A 19,232-nucleotide genomic window follows, 5' to 3' on the forward strand; every position below is an offset into this window, starting at 1 on the left:
TTCCTTCAGCACGACGGACGACCTTTCTCTCCCACCGGAACCCGACTCCGCGCTCGATTCGCGCAACGTACGCCACAACACGTGCCCCTGGGGAGCGCTCGCGCAACCCCTTAGCGGGACCCCACACGAGTTGGCGTATTTTCCTCGTTCCTTCATTCGCTCGCGACGGCCTCATACCGTGCCCTTCCCGCGGTGGTCCATCGCCCCTCGGCGACTGTCCCACACCGGGTTGCACGGTCGAAGAACCTTTCACGAACATCACCGCCCCAGAATCGAGCCGAAGTCCGACCCCGACCCCAGGAACATCCCGGCCCCAATGAGCATCATCGTGGCGGGCAGCATGAACACCAACGTCACCAACGTCGCCTTGGGGATGGTCTTCGCCGCGCGGCGGCGGGAGTTCTGGGCGTCGGTGCGGCGCATGTCCGTGGCGAGTTGGATCAGGGTCTCGGCGATCGGGGAGCCCAGTTCCTCGCCCTGCTGGAGGGCGGAGACGAACTGGGCGACCTGTTCGGAGGAGTTGCGTTTGCGCAGTTCGTCGAAGGCCTGGCGGCGGCTGACGCCCATGTCCATCTGGCGCAGGGTGATGCGGAGTTCATCCGCCCACGGACCCTCGTACTTCTCCGCGACCCGGTCGAGGGCCTGCCGGAAGCCCAGGCCCGCGGAGACGACGACGGCGAGGACGTCCAGGAAGTCGGGGAGCGTACGGTCGATGACCTCGCGGCGTTCGCGGATGGCCTGCCAGATCAGGGCGTCGGCGGCCAGCGCGCCGAAGGCGAACGTCATGGCGGCGAACAGCGGCTGGCCGTTGGTGAGGAAGACCAGGCCGAGGACGACACCGAAGACGCCGTAGACGGCGCGGCGGGCGGCGTAGCGGTCGATGGTGAGGCCGCCGGGGTTGCCCGCCATGTCTATCTTGCGGCGCTTCGCCGCGACCCGCTTCGGGCCCATGAGCCGCAGCACCAGTGGCGCGAATCGCATCCCCAGGCGGTCCACGGCCCCGCCCGCCGCCGAGACGCGGCTCGCGCCGACCTCCAGGGCGACCGCGAGGTCGGGCGGCAGCTTCGCCTCGGCGCGGTACATGCGGATGCCGGCGCAGGCCCCGGCCACGGCCAGGCCCATCAGCGCGGCAAGGAGCAGTGCCGTCATGGGCGTTCCACCTCCCGTCCCGTGTCGTCGCGTACCGGAGTCGTCGTGTGCGCGCGGCCCGGAGTCATACTTCGATCTTGCCGAGGCGGCGGATCACGAAGAAACCCACCGCGTAGAGGCCGAGTGAGATCAGGATCAAGGTCTGCCCCAGCGGGGAGCCGGTCACGCGTTCCAGGGCGCCCTCATTCGAGGAGTTGATCAGAAGGAGGGAGCCCAGGCCCAGGAGCGGGACCGTGAAGGCCGTGGCGTGGACCTCCGAGAGCATCGTGCGGACCTCGCGCCGGGTCTCCTTGCGGTCCTCCAGGGTCTGGGTGAGGTTGCGCAGCGAGTTGACGACTGAGCCACCCGCCTTGTTGGACAGGACCAACGTCGTGACCAGCACTATCAGTTCGCGCGAGGGGAGCCGCCTGGCCAGCTCCTCCAGGGTGTCGTCGATGGAGCGGCCGAGGGTCAGCTGGTGGGCCACGTGGGAGAGTTCCTCGCCCGCGGGCGCCTCCAGCTCCTCCGCCGCCATGGCGAGCGAGGTGCGCAGGGCCAGGCCCGCGGCCGTGGCGTTGGCGAGGATGCGGGCCACGTCCGGGAGCTGGTTGATGAAGGCCTCGATGCGCTTCTGGCGCTGCCAGTTGAGGAAGATGACCGCTCCCCAGACCGCCACCACGCCCGCGATCGGGCCGAAGAAGGGGGCCAGGGACGCCGCCGCGATCAGCCATACGGCGGCGACGACCGCCGTGACGTACGAGAAGAACTCGCCGGGCGTCAGGTCGAGGCCCGTCGCCGACAGGCGCAGCTGGAGCTCGCGGCCCAGGCGGGTGCGGCGCAGCCGCCGGTCGACGGCGGTGAAGCGGCGCCTGCGGCCGCCGCTCTCCAGGGCCGCGGGGCCGCCCTCGGCGGCGAGGCGGTCCTCCAGGGCCTGGCGCTGGGCGCGCCCGGACGCGTACGTCTGGAGCCCGGCGACGGCGAGCGTGCCGGTGAGGAGGGTGGCTCCCAGGGCCAGGAGCGTGGGGTTGTTCATCGGGGGTCCTTATGTCTCCTCGGGTCTAGCTGTCTCGCGGGCGGCTGTCGGTCTCGCGGGCTCCTCAGCCGATCGCTTCGCGCGTGTTCAGTACGTCGATGGCCTCGGCCACGCCGTAGCCGGGCGGCACCGGTTCGCCCGCGACGTACAGGCGCTCGGCGACGGGGCGTGGCAGCGGCAGGTGCTCGAAGTAGCCGTGGACGACCCGGTCGGGGCCGATCGGGTGCGGGACGAAGCGGGTGACGGGGGCGATGCGGAACTGCTGGCGGCCGTGGGAGACGAGGAGCACGATCTCGGCGACCTTGCGGGAGCCGTCGGCGTGGCGGGCGAGCTGGACGACGACGTCCACGGCCGAGTTGATCTGGTCGCGCAGCGCCTCGAAGGGGACCTGCACCTCCGACATGGAGCCCAGGGTCTGGAGCCGGGTGAGGGCGTCCTCGGCGGTGTTCGCGTGGACCGTGGCCAGGGAGCCGTCGTGGCCGGTGGACATCGCCTGGAGCATGTCGAGGGTCTCGCCGCCGCGGACCTCGCCGACGATGATGCGGTCGGGGCGCATGCGCAGCGAGTTCCTGACGAGGTCGCGGATCGTTATCTGGCCCTTGCCCTCGACGTTCGGGGGGCGGGATTCGAGGCGGATCACATGCTCCTGCTGCAGCTGGAGCTCCGCCGAGTCCTCGATGGTGATGATGCGTTCATGGGCCGGGAGCAGTCCGGAGAGCGCGTTGAGGAGGGTGGTCTTGCCGGAGCCCGTGCCGCCGCTGACGATGACGTTGAAGCGGGCGCGGACGAACGCGGCGAGCAGCATCAGCATGTGCTCGTCGAGCGAGCCGAGCCCGATCAGCTCGGGCAGCGTGTAGGCGCGCGGGAAGCGGCGGATGGTGAGGGTCGCCCCGGTCAGGGCCAGCGGCGGGATGATCACGTTGACGCGCTCGCCGGTGGGCAGGCGGGCGTCGACCATGGGGTTCGACTCGTCGACCCGGCGGTTGACGGTGGAGACGATCCGCTCGATGGTCTGCATCAGCTGGTCCTCGGACGCGAACCGCAGGGGCAGCTGCTCCACCCGGCCCGCGCGCTCCACGAAGATCGAGTCGGGGCCGTTGACCATGATCTCCGTGATGGAGGCGTCGGCGAGGAGCGGTTCGAGCACGCCGAGCCCGAGGGCCTCGTCGACGACCCTGCGGATCAGATGGGCCCGCTCGGACGCGGACAGGACCGGGCCCTCGCGGCTGATGATGTGGCCGAGCACCCGCTCGAGCCGGACCCGGCGGTCCGCCGCCGTCAGGGACGACATCTCGGCGAGGTCGATCTCTTCGAGCAGCTTGGCGCGGTACGTGGCGACGAGGCCGTCGTCGCGGTTGGGCGCGGCGGTGGTGTCGGGCGCCGCGATGCGGGAGCGCAGGCTCATCCGGTCAGCCTCCTGTCCGTGAGCCGCCGGGGCCGCCGGGGCCGCCGCTGTCTCCGGTGGCGTCGGTGTCATCGGTGGGCATGGTCACGGTCCTCTCGACCTCCCAGTCGGTGTCCACGAAGGGGAGGAGGGTGGGGACCTGGACGGTGACGGTGGCGGTGGTCGTCTCCGGGCCGCGCGGCGCCGATACGTCCGCGTCCAGGCCGGAGTGCATCGCCGCGAGACCCGCGGCCTCTCCGTCGCCGCCCTGCGCGGCGACCCGGGCCGCCGCCCGCGCCCCCGATCCGGCCTGGCTGGCGGCGTACCCGACGAGGCCGAGCTGGATGGCGGCGAGGCCCACCAGGAGGAGGACGGGCAGGAAGCCCGCGAACTCCAGGATGGAGACACCCTTGTCGTCGTACGAGCGCCGCGCCCGCCCCCGGCGCACCGGCGCCTGACCTGAGTCGGCGCTGCCGGAGGCCGCACGGCGAGGCGCCAGGAAGGCCGTACGCCGGGCCGGTCCGGACGCCTCGCGGCGGGGAGACCCGAAGGGTGCGCGGCGGGCCGACCCGAAACCCACCCCCCGACCCGAACCGAAACCCACCCCCCGAGCCGATCCAAAGGCCGTCACGACGCCCCCTCCTCGCTCTCGTCCGCGGCGCCCGCCTCCGCGTCGACTTCCCAGCCCGCGTCGACGCCGGGGAAGAACACCGGGACCTGCAAGGTCACCCGGGCCTTGATGACGTCGCCGTCCTGGCCGCAGGAGATGTCGGCGCTGTCCTGCCATGCCGAGGGCAGATGCTCCTGTCCGGCCTGCGAGCAGGCGCCCTGCATGTCGCCGCCCTGCACGGCGAGTGCCGCCGTCGCGGCCCGCGCCGCCTCGTCCGCCGCGTTGCCCGCCAGGGAGTACGAGTACCCGTACAGCGCGCACTGCCACAGCAGCCCCACGACGGCGAGCAGCAGCGGGAACATCCCGGCGAATTCGAGGGTGACGGCGCCCCGGTCGGACTTCGCGGCGCGCCGCAGGCCGCGCCCGCCCTTGCGGCCGCTCCCGGCCTCCGGTTCCACCAGGCCGAGTTCGCCCGCGAGGCCCCACAGCGCCTGCTTGACGGTGGACTTGGCGTCGAGGTCGTGCAGGCGGCCCGCGTCCACGGCGGTGTGGAGTTCCTTGGGGGCGTCCGGCACGGTGGTGCGGGCGGCGCGGGTGCCGGTGACGCGGGCGACGAGGGAGGGCTGGATCTCGGTGCCGCGAGCCTGCCGGTTGACGACGGTGACCGTCTCCTCGGCCTTGCGGATCTGGAGGCGGTCCCAGAGCCGGACCATGCGCTTGGCGGCGCGTACGGCGACGACGTCCGGGGTGAGGAGCAGCACGGCCTGGTCGGCCATCTCCACGACGGCGGCGCCCGCCGTCGTGACGTACGTACCGCAGTCGACCACCACGACGTCGTAGCGCCCGCGCAGCGCGCTGACGGTCTGCCGGGCGACGCGGTCGGTGATCTCCTCGGCGCGTTCGCCGTCGGCGGGGGCGAGCAGCAGGCCGACGCCGGTCTCGTGGGCGTAGACGACGTCCTGGACGACGCGCGGGGTGAGGTCGCTGATGGCGGCCAGGTCGGCGATGGAGCGGCGGAACTGCACGTCGAGGTAGGAGGCGACGTCGCCGGACTGGAGGTCGAGGTCGAGCAGGGCGACGGTGCGCCCCGAGGCCTGGGCGGCGAGCGCCAGCTGGACGGCGGTGAGGGTGGTGCCGACGCCGCCCTTCGCGCCGGTGACGGCGACGACCTGGCCGCCACCGGGGGCGGCGGTGCCGGCGGCCGCGCCGTACAGCTCGACGGCGCCGGTGCCGAGGTGGCGCCGCATGCCGGTGGCCCAGGAGGCGGCGGCCTGGACGCGCTCGGCCAGGGCGTCGTAGCCGAGCGGGTAGGTGACGATGCCGCGGGCGCCGCAGTCCATGGCGGCGGTGAGGAGGGCCGGGCTGGAGTCGGCGCTGACGAGGACGACGCCGACCGCGGGGAAGCGCAGGACGAGGTCGCGGATGAGGTCGAGGGCCGGGACGGGGGCGATGCGCTCGTGGACGAGGACGACCTCGGGCAGCTCCTCGAGGGACTCGGCGGCGAGCTGCGCGAGGGTGTCGAGGAGCGCGGTGGAGTCGGCGACGGGCGCGGCGGGCTCGGCGTCCGGGAGCTGGGCGGCGAGGCCGGTGAGGGCGCGGGCCGCCTCCATGTCGCCGACGGCGGGCAGGATGCGGATGGTCATGGGCGGCCTCCCTGGGCGGGGCGGCGGCGCGCGGCGGCGCGGTGGCCCGCTGCGGCACGGCGCTCCGCTCCGGCGCGGCGGTACGAGGGACCGTTCATCCGGCGGCTCCCCTACTTGTCCTCGTCGAGGGTGTACGTACGGTCCCCGCGCGGGACGTCCGCCTCGCCCCCCTGCCCGACCAGGGCGAGCCGGACGTGCGAGGCGAACGACTCGGCGTACGCGACGCGCTGGGCGTCGCGGGTGTCGAGGGCGAACGTGATGGGCACGGCCTCGTCGGCACGGCGGCGGCTGCGATCGTCGCGGTCCCGGTCGGGGTCGAGTGCGGTCAGCTTGCCGACGTCGATGACCCTGGCGCCCTGCACGATGACCTTGGACTGGTCCTTGCCGCGGTCGGTCTCGGCCTTGAAGGTGGCGTAGATGTTGACCGTCGAACCCGGGGTGATCTTCCCGGCGACGCCGGTCGCCGCGTCGATCATGATGGCGATCTCCTGCTGCCCCGGCTCCAGTTCGGGCCGCTTCACGATCATGTCGCTCTGCAGCAGCGACCCCTTGCGCAGCTGGGTGACGGCGATCTTCCCGCGGATCTCCCGGAGGTTGGTGACGGCGTTCTCGGACAGCCACCGCTCGGGCATCGTGACCTTCTTGAACTGCCCCGGCTCCAGCTCCTTGTAGGGCGCGACGTCCGCCTTCAGTTCGTACGCGTCGGTCTCCGGGCCCACCTTCGAGTTCGCGTCCCGGATCACCGAAAGGACGCCCGCGAAGGCGCCGATCGCGCACAGGACCGACAGGACCAGCAGGATGACACCGCGGCGCTGGCGTGAGTTCATGGGCCGGACTACCTACCTCGATCGTGCAGCGAGTGCGTGTGGCTACGGACGGTGAGCGGGATGGTGCGCGGTCCTGTGGTCACTTCGGCGACAGGGGGGCGCGGCGGCCCGGGGGCCTAGGTGGCGCCGCGGGGCAGGGCCCGCGTGCCGGTGGTCACCTCGGCGACGGGGGGCGCGGCGGCCCGCTCGGGCGGCGGGGGCAGCGGCGCGGCGCAGAACGCGCAGCGGTCGCCGATGAGTTCGAGACCGCACCAGTGGCAGTCCTCCCTCCGCACGGACGACACCAGTTGGTAGAGCACGGAGATGTCCGGGATGGCCGCGGCGAACTCGACGAGCTTGCCGGTGGCCCACCAGCGCGCGGAGTCGCCGGGCAACGGGACGTCGGCGGCGCCCTGCACCTGCCAGGCGGCCGCGAGCGTCTCGGTCACCCACTCGGCGCCGAGCTGCCCCGTCGCGTACAACAGCTTCGTGCCGAACTCCGGTGCGGGCAGCACCGCGTCCTCCGTCGCCTTCACCATCGCGGTCCGCGGGGCGGCGAGTACCGCGAACTGCGTGCCCGGAACCCATGACTTGGTGTGCGACCGCAGGGTGACGGGCACGCGGTCGAGCTTGGCGACGGACCCGAGGACGGCGCCGGCGTAGATGTAGTGGCTGAGCAGCCGCGCCGCGCTCGCCAGCACACCCGGGCTGAAGTCGCAGACGGACAACTGCCGTAACTGGAGCGCAAGCACGGAGAGCCCGAGCGGCGGCAGCTCACTGCGCACGAACGCGATCCGGTCGCTTTCGAGCACGGACCGGATCGCGTGCAGCCGATGCCGTACCGCCTGCGGCGCGGACGCGGGACACAGCACGATCACGTACCCGTGGTACTCGATGAGCTGGTGCATCTCGGTGAGCGCCTGATCGAGCGAGTACGTCTTCGACGACTGCCCGGCGCTCTTCAACACGGTGGCGGTCGGGGTGTGACGATCGGGCGAAGGCAGCACCAGCTCCGGGCTGGTGACGGCTATCGCGGTCGGCATGCGCACACCCCCGGCTCCGAGTCTCACACTCCCATCGGCACGTCAGCGTGCACGTGCGCCTCTAGCTGAGCACCATATCCACGTGGGGGCCGCGCTAACACCCAACTTCGCAGTGTTCACCTACGGGTTGTCGCGTTGCGCCCGCGTGGCAGGGGTACCCATGGAGCGCTTGGCGGGCCGATGAATACCGCCTGCGCCTCACCGTCGTAACCCGCACGAGGGTGTCGGGAGACTGGCTGGAGACACTGCCGCGTACCAGCCACCCCAGCGATCACGCGCCATATGGCTAGCAAAATCGGCACCCCATCCAGCAGGCTTCGCTAGGCCTGAGCCCTGGCGAAGCCTGCTGGATAGAACCTGATCAAGGCCCGGATGAGGGCCAAACTACCCCACTCTCAACACTCGAATATTCCGCCAGCGCCGCTCAGCTTGACCCCACTGGACGCCTCGAAACATCGCCGCGCATCGAATTGCCTCATCCCATGACATGGGAACTTCCGACCTTAGCACCTTCTCTGGAGTAGCTCTCGATCGAATCTCGAAGAAATACTCATCCGAGCGGCCGAAACGCCCTTCCCTTTCCCATGCCGCGGGCAGGATTCTAATCTCTGTCCGGTCAGCAAGAGGGCGTCTCGTGACGGTGACCGCCTGAAGGCCGTCCTCCTTGCAGACTAGGGCATCGACTTCCGGTTCCGCCTCGCTCTCCCGGAACATCGACCACACATGCCCGTGGTCGCACTGCATGTCCCACCATGCACCCATCGCGCCCTCCTATAGAATAGATGCATTTTATTGTCGAGGCCGGGGCCCCAGACGTTAACGTGCGCACCGAGCGAACCCCCCTTCCCGAAGTCATGTCCGAGGAAGTCGTCACGCCAGCCAGCGCCACCGTCACCAGATCTCCGACCGATCACCATATTGGAGTTCTTCATCCAGTGTGGCCCACCACGAAAATCATGAGCCCTGATTGCCTCTGCCTCCGACCCCAGGTTCCCCACCATTTCAGAAGCAGCCTGCCGCGCAGCCCTCCTGTTTGGAAACTTGTAACCCTGGCCTACCTTGACGCCACCGAACTTGTCGGCGACTTTATTCTGCCTGGCGACAACCTTCGGACAGGGCCCCGAGTTATGCACAAGGATTGGAGTTTCCCCAGCCAGCACATAATACGTGTGGATTCCTTCAACCGTGAGGTTGTACGTCCGCGCCCGCTTCGTGAAGGCGTGGTTCTTCGTCACCACGACCGTGTCACCCTGGTCCGTTCGGAGTGTCATGCCCGGCTTGAGGCGCCTGGCCTCCATCCAGCGGCCCTCCGACGGGGACCAGAAGGGGTGTTCGTGCGTCGCCGTGAGGGTCTCGATGCCGTCATCCGTTGCGATGGACAGGGTGTTGAAGTGCTTGTCGTCCTCGGTAACGATCAGGTGTGTGACCTTGCGGGCGCCGGTCTTGCCGGTTTTGGGGTCGGTGGCGAGGACCTTGTCGCCGAGGCGGATGTCCTCGATGTCCTTGGTCTCGCCGTCACTCAGGAGGACATCAGTGCCGGCCAGGAAGCACTCGGTGCAGTCCGGATCAAGTTCAGGCTCCCTCTTTCCTTCTGGGGCCTTTCCCTTCTTTTTGAGGAGGTCACCAAACCGCTTCAGCGCCTTCCAAGGCTTGAAAAACGGTGCGTCCCCCGCTGTACTGCCACAGTCGCCGTTCCAGCCGAAGTCGTTCCAACACCCCTTCCACGACTCCACATCAGGCAGGAACATCTCACCGCCGAGCTTCCATGGATTCAGCGGTCCACTGTCCGCAGGACCCCTCTTCGCTCCGCCGCCGCCCCCACAGCGCGTAATGAATCCCGTGAAGAAGCATGAGAACCCGACCTGAGTGGCCGAGGTCGAGGCAGGGGGCGTATATCCCCTACTGCTCGTCGGAGCCGTGCCCAGGTGATTCAGCACCCGATTGACCGCCTGATTCGCCATGTTGCGAATCCCGGATGACAGCTTCTTGCCAAGGTCGGAGAAGATGTCTCCGAGCCCCTTCGCAAGGCCGGTCGGGTCGGCGAAGGTCACCGGACTGTTGTCCGCGTACGCATAGCCGTTGAACGATTGCGACTTATCCAGCACCATGAGCGGGTCCACGCTGATGAACTGCCCTATCGCCGGGTCGTACTCTCGCGCCCCGATATGCGTGAGTCCAGTCCCCTTGTCCACCGGCTTCCCCAAGAACCCCTTGTCGTCCGGCCACTTCGGGGTCTTCTCTCCCCGCGGCGAACCGAAGGGGGACACGTACCGCTTGGACACCTCGTACGTCTTCGCGTCCAGCGCCAGGCTGGAGGTGCCGTGGTGGTCGGCGGCCAGGAAGTCGAGCTGCGATTCGGTGGCGCCCGCGGTGGCCGTGCGGACCGCGATGGTCTGGCCGTTGGCCGTGTAGTAGCGGGTGCCGGAGAGGGTCTTCTTGGTGCCCTTCGTCGTCAGGCGGACTTCCGTGGCGCCGAGGTAGAGGACCGTGTCTCCGTCGCCCTTGGCCCGGCGGATGAGGAGTTCGCCGTCCGCGTCGTACAAGTAGCCGGTCTCCGCCGCACCTTCGAGGGTCTTGGCCAGCTTGCCTTCCGTGTTCCACGTCAGGTTCTGCTGGGCCTTCGGCCCGGGGCGCTTGGTCGTGTTGCCGGTCTTGTCGTACTCGTAGGTGGCCGCCCGGGACCCGGTGGTCTTCGCGAGCGGGTGCGGCTGGCCCGCGGGGGTGCCGTAGTCGTACTTCGTCGTCTCGTCGCCCGCCGCCTTGTGCTGGGTCTCGGACGCGCGCTGGCCCGCCTCGTTGTAGGTGTACGAGGTCCAGTAGGGGGCGGCGCCGTCGATGTTGGCGGTCTTGCGGCCCGAGGCGGCGCAGTCGGCGGTCTTCGGGGTCCAGGCCTCGGTGAGGCGGCTGTAGCCGTCGTAGGCGAAGCACTGGTGGTCGGGCTTCTGCGTGCCGCCCTGGGTGGTGGCATCCAGGATCGACAGGACGTTGCCCGCGTCGTCCTGGGTGTACTTCAGCTCCTGGGGCATGTAGCCGTGCACGTCGTCGGTGACGTAGGAGCGGGTGAGGCGGCGCGTGCCCGCCTCGTAGTCGTAGTTGAGGTACGCCTTCTTCTCCGCGCTCGCGCCGCTCATGCCCAGCGTCATCTGGCGCAGGTCGCCCTGCGGCGAGAAGGCGGCCCCGTGCAGGTAGCCGGTGAGGCCGTCCATGCCCGTCTGGAGGCCCAGGGCGTTGTACTCATAGCCGGCCGTCTCGGTCTTGAGGCCGCCGACCGCGGGCTGGGTGCTCTGGCTGACGGTGCCGTCGAAGCGGTAGCCCGTGGCGAAGGAGAGCTTCTTGGGGACGCCCGCGGCGACCAGCGGATCGTCGTCGGGCAGGGTCAGTTCGCTGCCCCTGACCTCGTACAGCGGGGTGTAGCTGGTGACCTTGCGGGTGTACGCCTTGCCGGACAGGCCGCCGTCGTAGCGCACCGCGGTGTCCTGCTGACCCTTGGCCAGGTCGTCGTAGGTCCAGGCGGCCAGCTTGGTGGCGTCCGACTTCTCGGTGTGCCACATGCCGGTCCTGCGGTCCAGGTCGTCGTAGCCGTACAGCAGCTTCCGCTTCTCGACGTCGGTCGTGGTCAGGGTGCGGTCGAGGCTGTCGTACGTCGTGGTCGTCGCGCCCTTGTCCGGGTCGTCGGCGCTGATCTGGCGGCCGAAGAGGTCGTAGGAGTAAGACCACTTGGACTTGTCGGGCCCGGTGATCGTCTCCTGCTGGCCGCCCGGCGTGTAGGTGAACCGGGTGCTGGTGAAGTCCGTGCCGGTCGGCTTCGGGCCGCCGTACTCGCGGCGCAGGACGGTCTGCCCGCGGGCGTCGGTGACCTCAGCCGTGGCCTGGCCTCCGTCCGGGGCGCTGCTGGAGACGGTGTCACCGGTGTAGGACGCGGTGGTGGTCCAGCGCGTCACGCCGTAGTTCTTGGTGACGGTCTTCGTGGGGCGGCCCACCGCGTCGTACGTGGTGTCCGTCTGCGTCGGCGCCTGGCTGCCCTCGGTCTGCACCGGCGTGCTGTTCGGCGCGGACGTCTCGTCCCAGGTCTCGCCCTGGCTGCTGACGGCGAGGCCGCGGTCGTCGTAGAGGGTGATGCCGATGAGTCGGCCGCCGACCGGGGTCGGGACCTGCGTCTGGCGCGGGCGCAGCAGGGAGTCGAAGAACTCGTAGCTGGTGTTGTAGCCCGAGCCGTCGCCCTTCAGGGTGCCGGTGGACACCCAGGACATGGCCTTGCTGGTCACCTTGTAGTCGAAGACGTAGTTGGGCGTCTTGTCGACCCGGAGGCGGTTCGGCAGCCAGATCTGCTTGGTGCGGCCGAGCGCGTCGTACGCGGTCTCGGTGACCTTGGCGTTCGGGTCGGTGATCTTCACCGTGGCGCCGGTGCCGAAGTCCACGTCGGTGGTGGTCTTGTGGCCCTTGGTGTTGGTGACGCTGGAGGAGGTCAGCGGGCCCGCGGCCTTCGGCTCGTAGGCCGTGGTCGCGGTCGTCAGGCCGTTGGCGTCCTTGGTCTCCAGGGGGCGCCCGAGCGTGTCGTAGCTGGTCGTGGCGGCCTTCTGCCAGGACGCGACGCCATCGGCGGCGTACGACTTCGCGCGGCCGGACCAGGTCTCGTCGCCCTTGGTCGGCTTCTGCGTGGACGTCCACTTCGTGGCGTCGGGGTCGTCGAACACGACCGCCGTGTCGGAGACGACGTCACCCGGGCGGTCGGATTCGGCGGGCAGGTCGAGGTCCGCGGTGGACGTCGAGCACGCCTTGGCGACCGTGCGGGTGCGGGAGACCAGGGAGCTGAGGGCCTGGTCGGCGTTGCGGGCGTACCAGGTGCGCGTGCACAGGGTGTCGCCGGTGACGTCGGCGTCGCCCTGGTCCTCGACCGTCTCGGGCATGCCGTACTCGTCGTAGGCGGTCTTGGTGGTGCGCACCCGGTCACGGGGCTCGGAGCCGCTGGTGACGCGGGTCCGCTCGTGGGTAGCGGCGGAGCGGACGTAGTACGCCTCGGTGTCGGCGTACGACTTGTGCTGGGTGGCCGTCCGCTTCGACCAGGGGTCGTTGACGGTCGCCGAGACCTCGGTGTCGCCGTTGTACGTCACGGTTTCGCGGGCGAAGCCTGCGTACTGGTCGGAGTCGGTGATCGCGGGCGCCTTGACGCCCTTGACCTCCGCCTTCCTGCGCTTGTCGGGATCCGGGGTCTTGTCGTCGGACCCCGCCACGCGGTCGCCGTCCATGCCGCGCAGGTAGACGCTGACTTCCTTCAACCGGTCGCTGTCCGTGTCGCCGGTGTAGTGGGTGACCTTCTCGTAGCCGCGCCAGACCGACCAGGTGCGCTCCTTGGCGGGCGTCATCGGGTCGTCGTTGTAGTGCCAGGCGCCGCCGCCTGAGTACTCGTAGGCGTGCTGCACGGCCTCCGCGCCGCCGCGCGGGTCCGTGGTGGAGACGGCGGTGACCGGGTACTTCTGGAACCAGTCGAGCTTGGGGGTCTTCTCGCCGTTCGGGGACCAGTACACGGGGTAGCAGCGCCGGGTGTTCTCGTCCGGCTTCGGCATCTTCTCCCCGGCGACGCACTCGGCGGGCCGGTACGAGACGATCGTCTGCGCGCCCGTCTCCGAGGTGACCGTCCGCAGGCGCGGCTTGTCCAGGGACAGGATGTCGTCGGAGGCGCCGTCGACGCGGTTGGGCAGGAACTGGTGCGTGAACTTGACCGGGTCGAGCGCGATGTCGTCCGCGCCGCGCTTGCCGGTGTGCTGGATCTCCTCCAGCCACAGGGACTGGTCGGTGCTGTCACCGGTGTCGCCCGGGTCGAGGTACAGCTGCTTCAGCTTCCAGCCGTCGACCGCCCAGTAGGCGGGCTTGTCCAGGGCGGCGTTCCACGCGTAGGTGTTCACGCCGGTCATGCGCTTGCGGGTGAAGAAGGACGGGCCGACGTTCCCGGTGCACTTCTTGTCGTCCTTGCAGACGCTGTCGAAGGGCACGTCCGGCCAGTTGTCCCGCTTGTCCTCGGTCAGCTCGTCGCAGCCGGTGCCGGAGGCGAGGCAGCGCTCGGCGTAGCTGAAGGTGACCTTGTGGGAGGCCGCGGGGGCGGCGGAGAAGAGGGCGTCGGCGCGCTGGCCGTAGCGGATCTCCTTGAGGTAGCCGCCACGCGTGTAGTCGGTGCCCGTGTTGTCGTCGCCAAGCTTGTCGTAGTTGTTGTGCTCGGCCTCGTACCAGTACGTCATGGCGTTGCCGTGGGTGTCCTCGACGAGGTCGAGGTTCCAGCGCCAGGCCTGCTTCTTGTCACGGTCCGAGAAGCCGCTGCCGTCGGAGTGGCCCGGCTCGCCCTCGTCGTCTCCGAAGACCGGCACGGTCCACACCGAGTCGGTGCGGTCATCGGCGCCCGCGCCCTTCAGCTTGTCCAGGCCGAAGGTGTACGCGGTGCCGTCGCCGGTGGTGACGGTCCAGTACTCGCCGTTGTCGTCGCCGTTGCTCGCGCCGGTGTGCCGCTTCACGGTCGAGGCGTCGTCGTTCTTCAGCCGCCACTCGCCACTGGTGTCGTCCTTGACCAGCTCGGTGGCCTTGCCGTTCAGCACCAGCGAAGCGTTGTCGTACTTCCAGCACAGGTCGTACTTCTTGTCGTGCCCGTCGTCCTCGCACGAGCCGTACTTGCGCTCGATGTAGGAGGAGGTGAGGTCGAAGCCCTCGCCGATGACCGTGCCCTGGTTGTTGGTGGAGGCGGTGCGGCCGTCCACGCTCCCGGAGTCGTAGGAAATCGTCAGGTCGGGCGAAGGGCCCGCCGCGGGGGCGGGAGCGCGCAGCGGATACGTCCAGGTGAAGGAGCCCGAGGAGCCGCCCGCCTCCCAGGTGGAGGAGGCGGCGAGCGGAGTCGCCTTGTAGTCGCCGGAGCCGGACTTGGTGCCCGCGGCCAGGGCGAGGACCATGGTCCGGCCCGTCTGTGCGCCCGGCTTCGCGGCGGGGAAGGACAGCGCCGCCTTCAGCTGCTCGTCCTTGCGGTCGTTGGTGAAATTGACCGGTTCCCGGGTACGGCAGTCGGCCTTGCCCGGGCTTTCGAGGGCGCAGTCCGGCAGCCGCAGGACCTGGAGGCGTCCCGCCCAGTCACCGCCGTAGGCGGAGGCGAATGCCCCGTAGTCGAGGCTCAGTTGGGCCCGGCCCCCCTCCTCTGGCGCCGTGGCCGTGAGCACGACGCCCTTGACCCCGAGCTTGCGCGCTTCGCCTTGGTCCAGGACCTCGACCTTGAGGGCGTCGGCGGTCTGTTGTGGTGCGCCCTTCGCAGCCTTCGGCGCGGAGAGGGTGAGGGGCAGCGATCCGGGGCTCGCCTTGGCCACGCGGGAGCCGGACAGCTCGAGCTTCGCCGTCCCGCCCTTCGGCCAGGCCACGCCGCGCCGCTGGTCGCCCCGCGCCCGGTCGGCGGCGCGCCGACCGGCCTCGGCGGACTTCCGGACAGCGGCCGCGTTCTTCTCGTTGGCCTTGACGGTGAACGGCGAGACCTTGGCGGAGCGCGGCGCGTCCAGCTTCGGGCGGCCCAGCGGGTCCGTCGACGCGGACGCCGTGTTCGTGAACACCACCGGGGACAGCAGTCCCGGCAGCAGGGCGAGGCCCGTGACCAGCGCGATCCGCCCACTCCATCGGCGTCTCGCTGATCTGCTGGTTCCGGGCAGCCCGGTACCCAGTCGTCTCATTGCGTGTCTCCTCGCGTGGGGTCGCACGTCGGCGACCCCACGCCGTAGAAATCCAGTGCGGGAGAGAGGGGAAGGCATCCGGCGCGGCCGCGCCATGCCGGATGCCGTGCCGTGCTACGTGGACGGTTCCGCGATCTGGTCGGTGACCTGCTGTCGCGTCATCGCGCCGGTCCAGACCCGCAGCTTCGCGAGGTCACCCGGCAGGTAGTGGCCAGTGGCGCCCTTCGCGGAGCCGCGCCCCGCCGTCAGGACGCCGTCGCCCTGCTGGGGCTTGCCGAGACCTGCGTCGTCCCCACCCTGCTGCGGGAGCGCGCCGACGTACAGCTTGGCCACGCCGAAGCGCTGTTCACCCTCGTCGTCGGTGAAGTCCACGCCCGCGTCGAAGACCCCGGTCAGATCGACCCAGGTGTCCCACTCCTTGTCCTTCGCGCCGAACGGCTCCTCGGCCTCGACGACCGCACTGCCGACGACCTTGCCGTCGGCCTTGACCGCGGTCCGCCCGAACTTCCAGCGGTAGGCGTCGGCGCCGACCTTCTCCACCCACAACGCCCACGACGACTCCTTCCCCACCGGTGTCGCCTGCCCCGCCACGAGCGCCCGGTAGCCGACGGGTTTGCCCTCGAACTCGGCCTTCGTCAGCCGCACCCGCGCCGAGACCGTGAACGAACCGGTCTCGTCGACGACGGGGCCGCCGGCCGAGGCGTAGCCGCTCTTGCCGTCCAGGACGAGGGAGGTGGCGTCCTCACCGGTCAGGCGGGCGCCGGAGGCGGAGAGGTCCAGCGGGCCCCGGCGGTAGGGGAAGGACGCGCTGGACGGGTCGTCCGGGTCCTCCGGGCTCTCGATGACCTGGCCGCCGGAGGAGATGGTGGCGTCCCAGTGCCCGACGAGTTCGTTGGTGGGCAGGCCCGCGCGCTCCAGGCGGCTCTCCTCGCGGATCTCCTTCGGCTGCAGCACCCGCTGCCACGTCGCGACCTCGTCGATCCGCCCCAGGAAGTACTCGCCGTAGGAGCCGTCCACCTTGCTCCGCCCGACCATCATGTTCCGGTCGGCCGTCCACGGGGTGTACGTCTTCGCCTCGTCCGCCAGGACCACCGGATCGCCCTGGGGCCTGCCGTTGACGTACAGCTGGATCGTGTCGTCCTTCTCGTCGGCGTTGCCCTTCGTGTTGAAGACGCCGACGAGATGCGTCCAGACCTTCAGCGGGGGATTCTCCGCGTCGGCGGTGGAGCGGATGTAGACAGGCCCGTTCTTGTCCTGGTCCGTGCGGTTGAACACCCACTTCTTGAGGGCGGAGGAGTAGTAGAGGGTGAAGGCCGAGCCGTGCTCGCCGGGCGCGGAGAGCACCACGCGGTTGGCCTTGTCGTCGGTCAGGTACGCCCACGCCGACACCGTGAAGGAGCCCTGGGTGTTGACCGAGACGCCGTCCGTGGAGGCGTATCCGACCTGCTTGTCGGGGTCGGTCTGGTTGTCGTTCAGGCGCAGCGCGTAGTCCCCGGCGCCGCGGCGGCCCATGGTCGACCAGCCGGTCGCGGCCTCGTCGCGCAGGATCACGTCGTGGCGCGCGCCGACCTGGCCGGTGTCGTTGGCCGTGGTCCTGTCGGAGCCGGGCCGGGCGTCGTCGAAGCGCCAGCGGCCGGTGGTCCCGGGGGCAGTGCCGACCTTGAAGACGAACTCCGCGGGCGGTCCCCAGCGGACGCGGCCCTCCTTGTCCTTCTGCAGGTCACTGGCTTCCACGGACAGGGTCTGCGTGCCCGCGAAGCCAGGCTGGACGAGCGCCACGGCGAAACCGCTGTCCTGCGCCAGCACCGTCTTGGTGGCATCGGCCTCCGACGTCAGGAACCGCCAGCGGTACTGCTTGACGTCCCTGTCCGCCTTGTTCGGCTTGAAGTAGAACACCCCGGTCTCGCCCGGGCCGCCGTTCGCGGCGCACTTGTTGGCGGTGCACTCGCTGTACGGGGCGAAGGAATCGATCGTCGGTTCCTTCGGCGCCGTCGAGTCGATGCGCAGGTAGCACCACTTCGAGTACGGGGAGAAGAGGTCGCCGTCCTTGCCGCCGTAGACCCAGTGCGACTGGGTGCGCGCCCTGAAGCGGTACAGGCCGCCGTCCGCCCGCTTGGTGGTGACGGTCTTCTCCAGTGTGCCGTCGGGGTCCCAGCCCTTGTCCGGCTCGTAGTCGTCCCAGACGTCCGACCACGAACCCGAGGTCGTGTCCGTACTGGAGCGCTGCATCACGAACTCGGCCTGGAGGGAGCCCTCTTCCTCGCCCTGGTGCTGCTCGACCTTGGTCTGCACCCGGGCCTGGATCTTCGGCGTGTCCACCGTGACGGTCACGGGGTCCTTGGCCGGGCGGCACTGCGCCTTGCCGTTGCCCGTGCCGGGGATGGCACCGACCGAGGTCGGCACCCCCGGCTTATGCGCGTACTGGACCTTGAGCTCGGCGTTGTTGTCGAACCGCTTCCAGGCGCGCGGCTCGCCCTCGTCCTTGGCCCGCAGCATCAGCGTGAGGCGTGAGATCTTGCCGTTGGCGAGGGAGCGCACCGTGGAGGTGAGGTTCTCGTCCTTTTCGTCCGGGTTGTCGTTGAACTCGATCCAGGAGTTGGGCTGTTCGGGGCTGCACAGGCTGCCGCGGCCCGCGGAGACGTACCGGTCGCCCATCTGGTCCAGGCGCTTGGGCCCCGGCCAGCGCGTGCCCTCGGAGATGTTGTCCGTGCGCTCCAGGTCGACCCAGTGCGGCTGGCAGTTGAACGACCAGGTCTCGTACGCGCGGAAGGTCGCGTCCAGGACGTGCTTGCCCGAGAGCTTGGAGGCACCGAACTCGAAGTACATCCGGTCCGTGTAGCCGCCGAGGTCGCAGTAGTAGCCGTCGGCGATGCCGCACCGGCCGACGCCCTTGGGCTCGCTGAACTTCCAGAACTTGTCGCCGTCCGACGACAGCTTCGTCCACTCGGAGAGGCCGAGGCCCATCGGGGGGTCGATGAAGACGGGGTACACGGTCTTCTCGCCCCGCAGCAGGTCCAGGTCGGGGGTCACCGACACCGTGCCGTTCCCGACGGTCACGGGCAGGTCGGCGGTCGTGTCCCCCTGGCCGGGCTGCGCCGGGTCCTCGGCGGCGCCCTTCTTCGCGGGGCGGTCTTCGGGGGCGATGGCGCGCAGGCTCTTGCGGGGCGCGGGCGTGGTCGCGGTGTCGCCCGCGGAGTCCCACATCTGTCCGGAAGGACCGCGGAAGACGGCGTTGCCGTCGGCGTCGACCGCGCGCAGCCCGCCGCCCTCCCCCGGGGTCACGCTCAGGCCCTCGCCGCGCACGGCGAGCCGGACCTTCTCAAGCTCGGGGCTCGCGGCGGCCTCCGCCGACTTGACCACGAGCACCTCGCGGTAGCCCTCGGCCGTCGCCGTCAGTTGCAGGTCCACGCCCTTGACCGGCACGTTCGCATACGTGGCCGTCGCGCCGTCGAGGGCCGGCTCGGGCAGGGGCGTCGGCCAGCCCAGCTTGAGGCGCTGGTCGCCGGTGCCGAGGCTCAGGAGCCCGGTTCCGCTGCCGCCGCCGGAGAAGGAGAGGTCCACCACGGCGGACTTGGGGCCGACGGTGCCGTCCGCCCGCTTCTCCAGGGTGACGTCGATGTCCCGCCAGGCCCCGTTCTGGTCCCGGGCCCGCTGGGGCTCCGTGGACTGCGTCAGCGTGAACGAGCCGTCCGGGTTGGCCATGGTGGTGGTGTACTCGGTGCGCTCCGCGGCCACTTCCACGGGCTCACCGGTCGCCGACGCGCGCTGGGACGCGGACCGCTCGGTCAGGGGCGCCTCCGGTGCTGCCGCCCGCGCCTCGCTCCCGGGAACTGCGAACGCGGTCACGGGCTGCAGCGTGAGCACCAGCGCGGCCGCCGCGAGACCTCCCGTCAC

The 19,232-nt window shown here is 70.1% G+C and carries 9 protein-coding genes; all 9 read right to left on the reverse strand.

The features are described from left to right. Nucleotides 1-258: 258 nt before the first annotated feature. The 9 genes from AC07A4_RS01860 to AC07A4_RS01900 all read right to left on the reverse strand — a co-directional run bounded on the left by AC07A4_RS01860 (nucleotide 259) and on the right by AC07A4_RS01900 (nucleotide 18,164). Entirely contained in the window at nucleotides 259-1,149 is an 891-nt protein-coding gene (locus tag AC07A4_RS01860; protein WP_478591563.1) for a DUF5936 domain-containing protein, read from the reverse strand. Between the two features lie 64 nt (nucleotides 1,150-1,213). Beyond that, nucleotides 1,214-2,161 carry a type II secretion system F family protein gene (locus tag AC07A4_RS01865; RefSeq protein ID WP_478591565.1) on the reverse strand — a complete coding sequence of 316 codons (948 nt, stop codon included), beginning with the start codon at nucleotides 2,159-2,161 and terminating at the stop codon, nucleotides 1,214-1,216. Between the two features lie 64 nt (nucleotides 2,162-2,225). Further along, nucleotides 2,226-3,566, reverse strand: coding sequence for a CpaF family protein (locus AC07A4_RS01870; RefSeq protein ID WP_478591567.1), 1,341 nt, complete (start codon nucleotides 3,564-3,566; stop codon nucleotides 2,226-2,228). A 4-nt stretch (nucleotides 3,567-3,570) separates the two neighbouring features. After that, nucleotides 3,571-3,993 (reverse strand): TadE family protein, encoded by a 423-nt coding sequence (locus tag AC07A4_RS01875; protein WP_478591570.1) that lies wholly within the window; start codon nucleotides 3,991-3,993, stop codon nucleotides 3,571-3,573. A 179-nt stretch (nucleotides 3,994-4,172) separates the two neighbouring features. Beyond that, complete coding sequence (locus AC07A4_RS01880) at nucleotides 4,173-5,798, reverse strand: CpaE/TadZ family protein (protein WP_478591573.1); 1,626 nt, start codon at nucleotides 5,796-5,798, stop codon at nucleotides 4,173-4,175. 110 nt (nucleotides 5,799-5,908) lie between these two features. Next, on the reverse strand, nucleotides 5,909-6,625 hold the full coding sequence (gene cpaB / locus AC07A4_RS01885; RefSeq protein ID WP_478591576.1) for a Flp pilus assembly protein CpaB: 717 nt from the start codon (nucleotides 6,623-6,625) through the stop codon (nucleotides 5,909-5,911). 116 nt (nucleotides 6,626-6,741) lie between these two features. Beyond that, complete coding sequence (locus AC07A4_RS01890; protein ID WP_478591579.1) at nucleotides 6,742-7,647, reverse strand: hypothetical protein; 906 nt, start codon at nucleotides 7,645-7,647, stop codon at nucleotides 6,742-6,744. Nucleotides 7,648-8,318: 671 nt separating this feature from the next. Further along, complete coding sequence (locus tag AC07A4_RS01895; protein WP_478591582.1) at nucleotides 8,319-15,338, reverse strand: polymorphic toxin-type HINT domain-containing protein; 7,020 nt, start codon at nucleotides 15,336-15,338, stop codon at nucleotides 8,319-8,321. 114 nt (nucleotides 15,339-15,452) lie between these two features. After that, nucleotides 15,453-18,164 (reverse strand): laminin G domain-containing protein, encoded by a 2,712-nt coding sequence (locus AC07A4_RS01900; protein ID WP_478592846.1) that lies wholly within the window; start codon nucleotides 18,162-18,164, stop codon nucleotides 15,453-15,455. Between the last annotated feature and the right edge of the window lie 1,068 nt (nucleotides 18,165-19,232).

It is taken from the genome of Streptomyces sp. NPDC043996, from assembly GCF_056435225.1.

What these genes read in the sequence shown, in the direction of transcription:
- AC07A4_RS01860 (WP_478591563.1), bottom strand. Translation starts at nt 1,149, where the DNA reads ATGACGGCACTGCTCCTTGCCGCGCTGATGGGCCTGGCCGTGGCCGGG.
- AC07A4_RS01865 (WP_478591565.1), bottom strand. Translation starts at nt 2,161, where the DNA reads ATGAACAACCCCACGCTCCTGGCCCTGGGAGCCACCCTCCTCACCGGC.
- AC07A4_RS01870 (WP_478591567.1), bottom strand. Translation starts at nt 3,566, where the DNA reads ATGAGCCTGCGCTCCCGCATCGCGGCGCCCGACACCACCGCCGCGCCC.
- AC07A4_RS01880 (WP_478591573.1), bottom strand. Translation starts at nt 5,798, where the DNA reads ATGACCATCCGCATCCTGCCCGCCGTCGGCGACATGGAGGCGGCCCGC.
- cpaB (WP_478591576.1), bottom strand. Translation starts at nt 6,625, where the DNA reads ATGAACTCACGCCAGCGCCGCGGTGTCATCCTGCTGGTCCTGTCGGTC.
- AC07A4_RS01890 (WP_478591579.1), bottom strand. Translation starts at nt 7,647, where the DNA reads ATGCCGACCGCGATAGCCGTCACCAGCCCGGAGCTGGTGCTGCCTTCG.
- AC07A4_RS01895 (WP_478591582.1), bottom strand. Translation starts at nt 15,338, where the DNA reads ATGAGACGACTGGGTACCGGGCTGCCCGGAACCAGCAGATCAGCGAGA.
- AC07A4_RS01900 (WP_478592846.1), bottom strand. Translation starts at nt 18,164, where the DNA reads ATGTACTTCGAGTTCGGTGCCTCCAAGCTCTCGGGCAAGCACGTCCTG.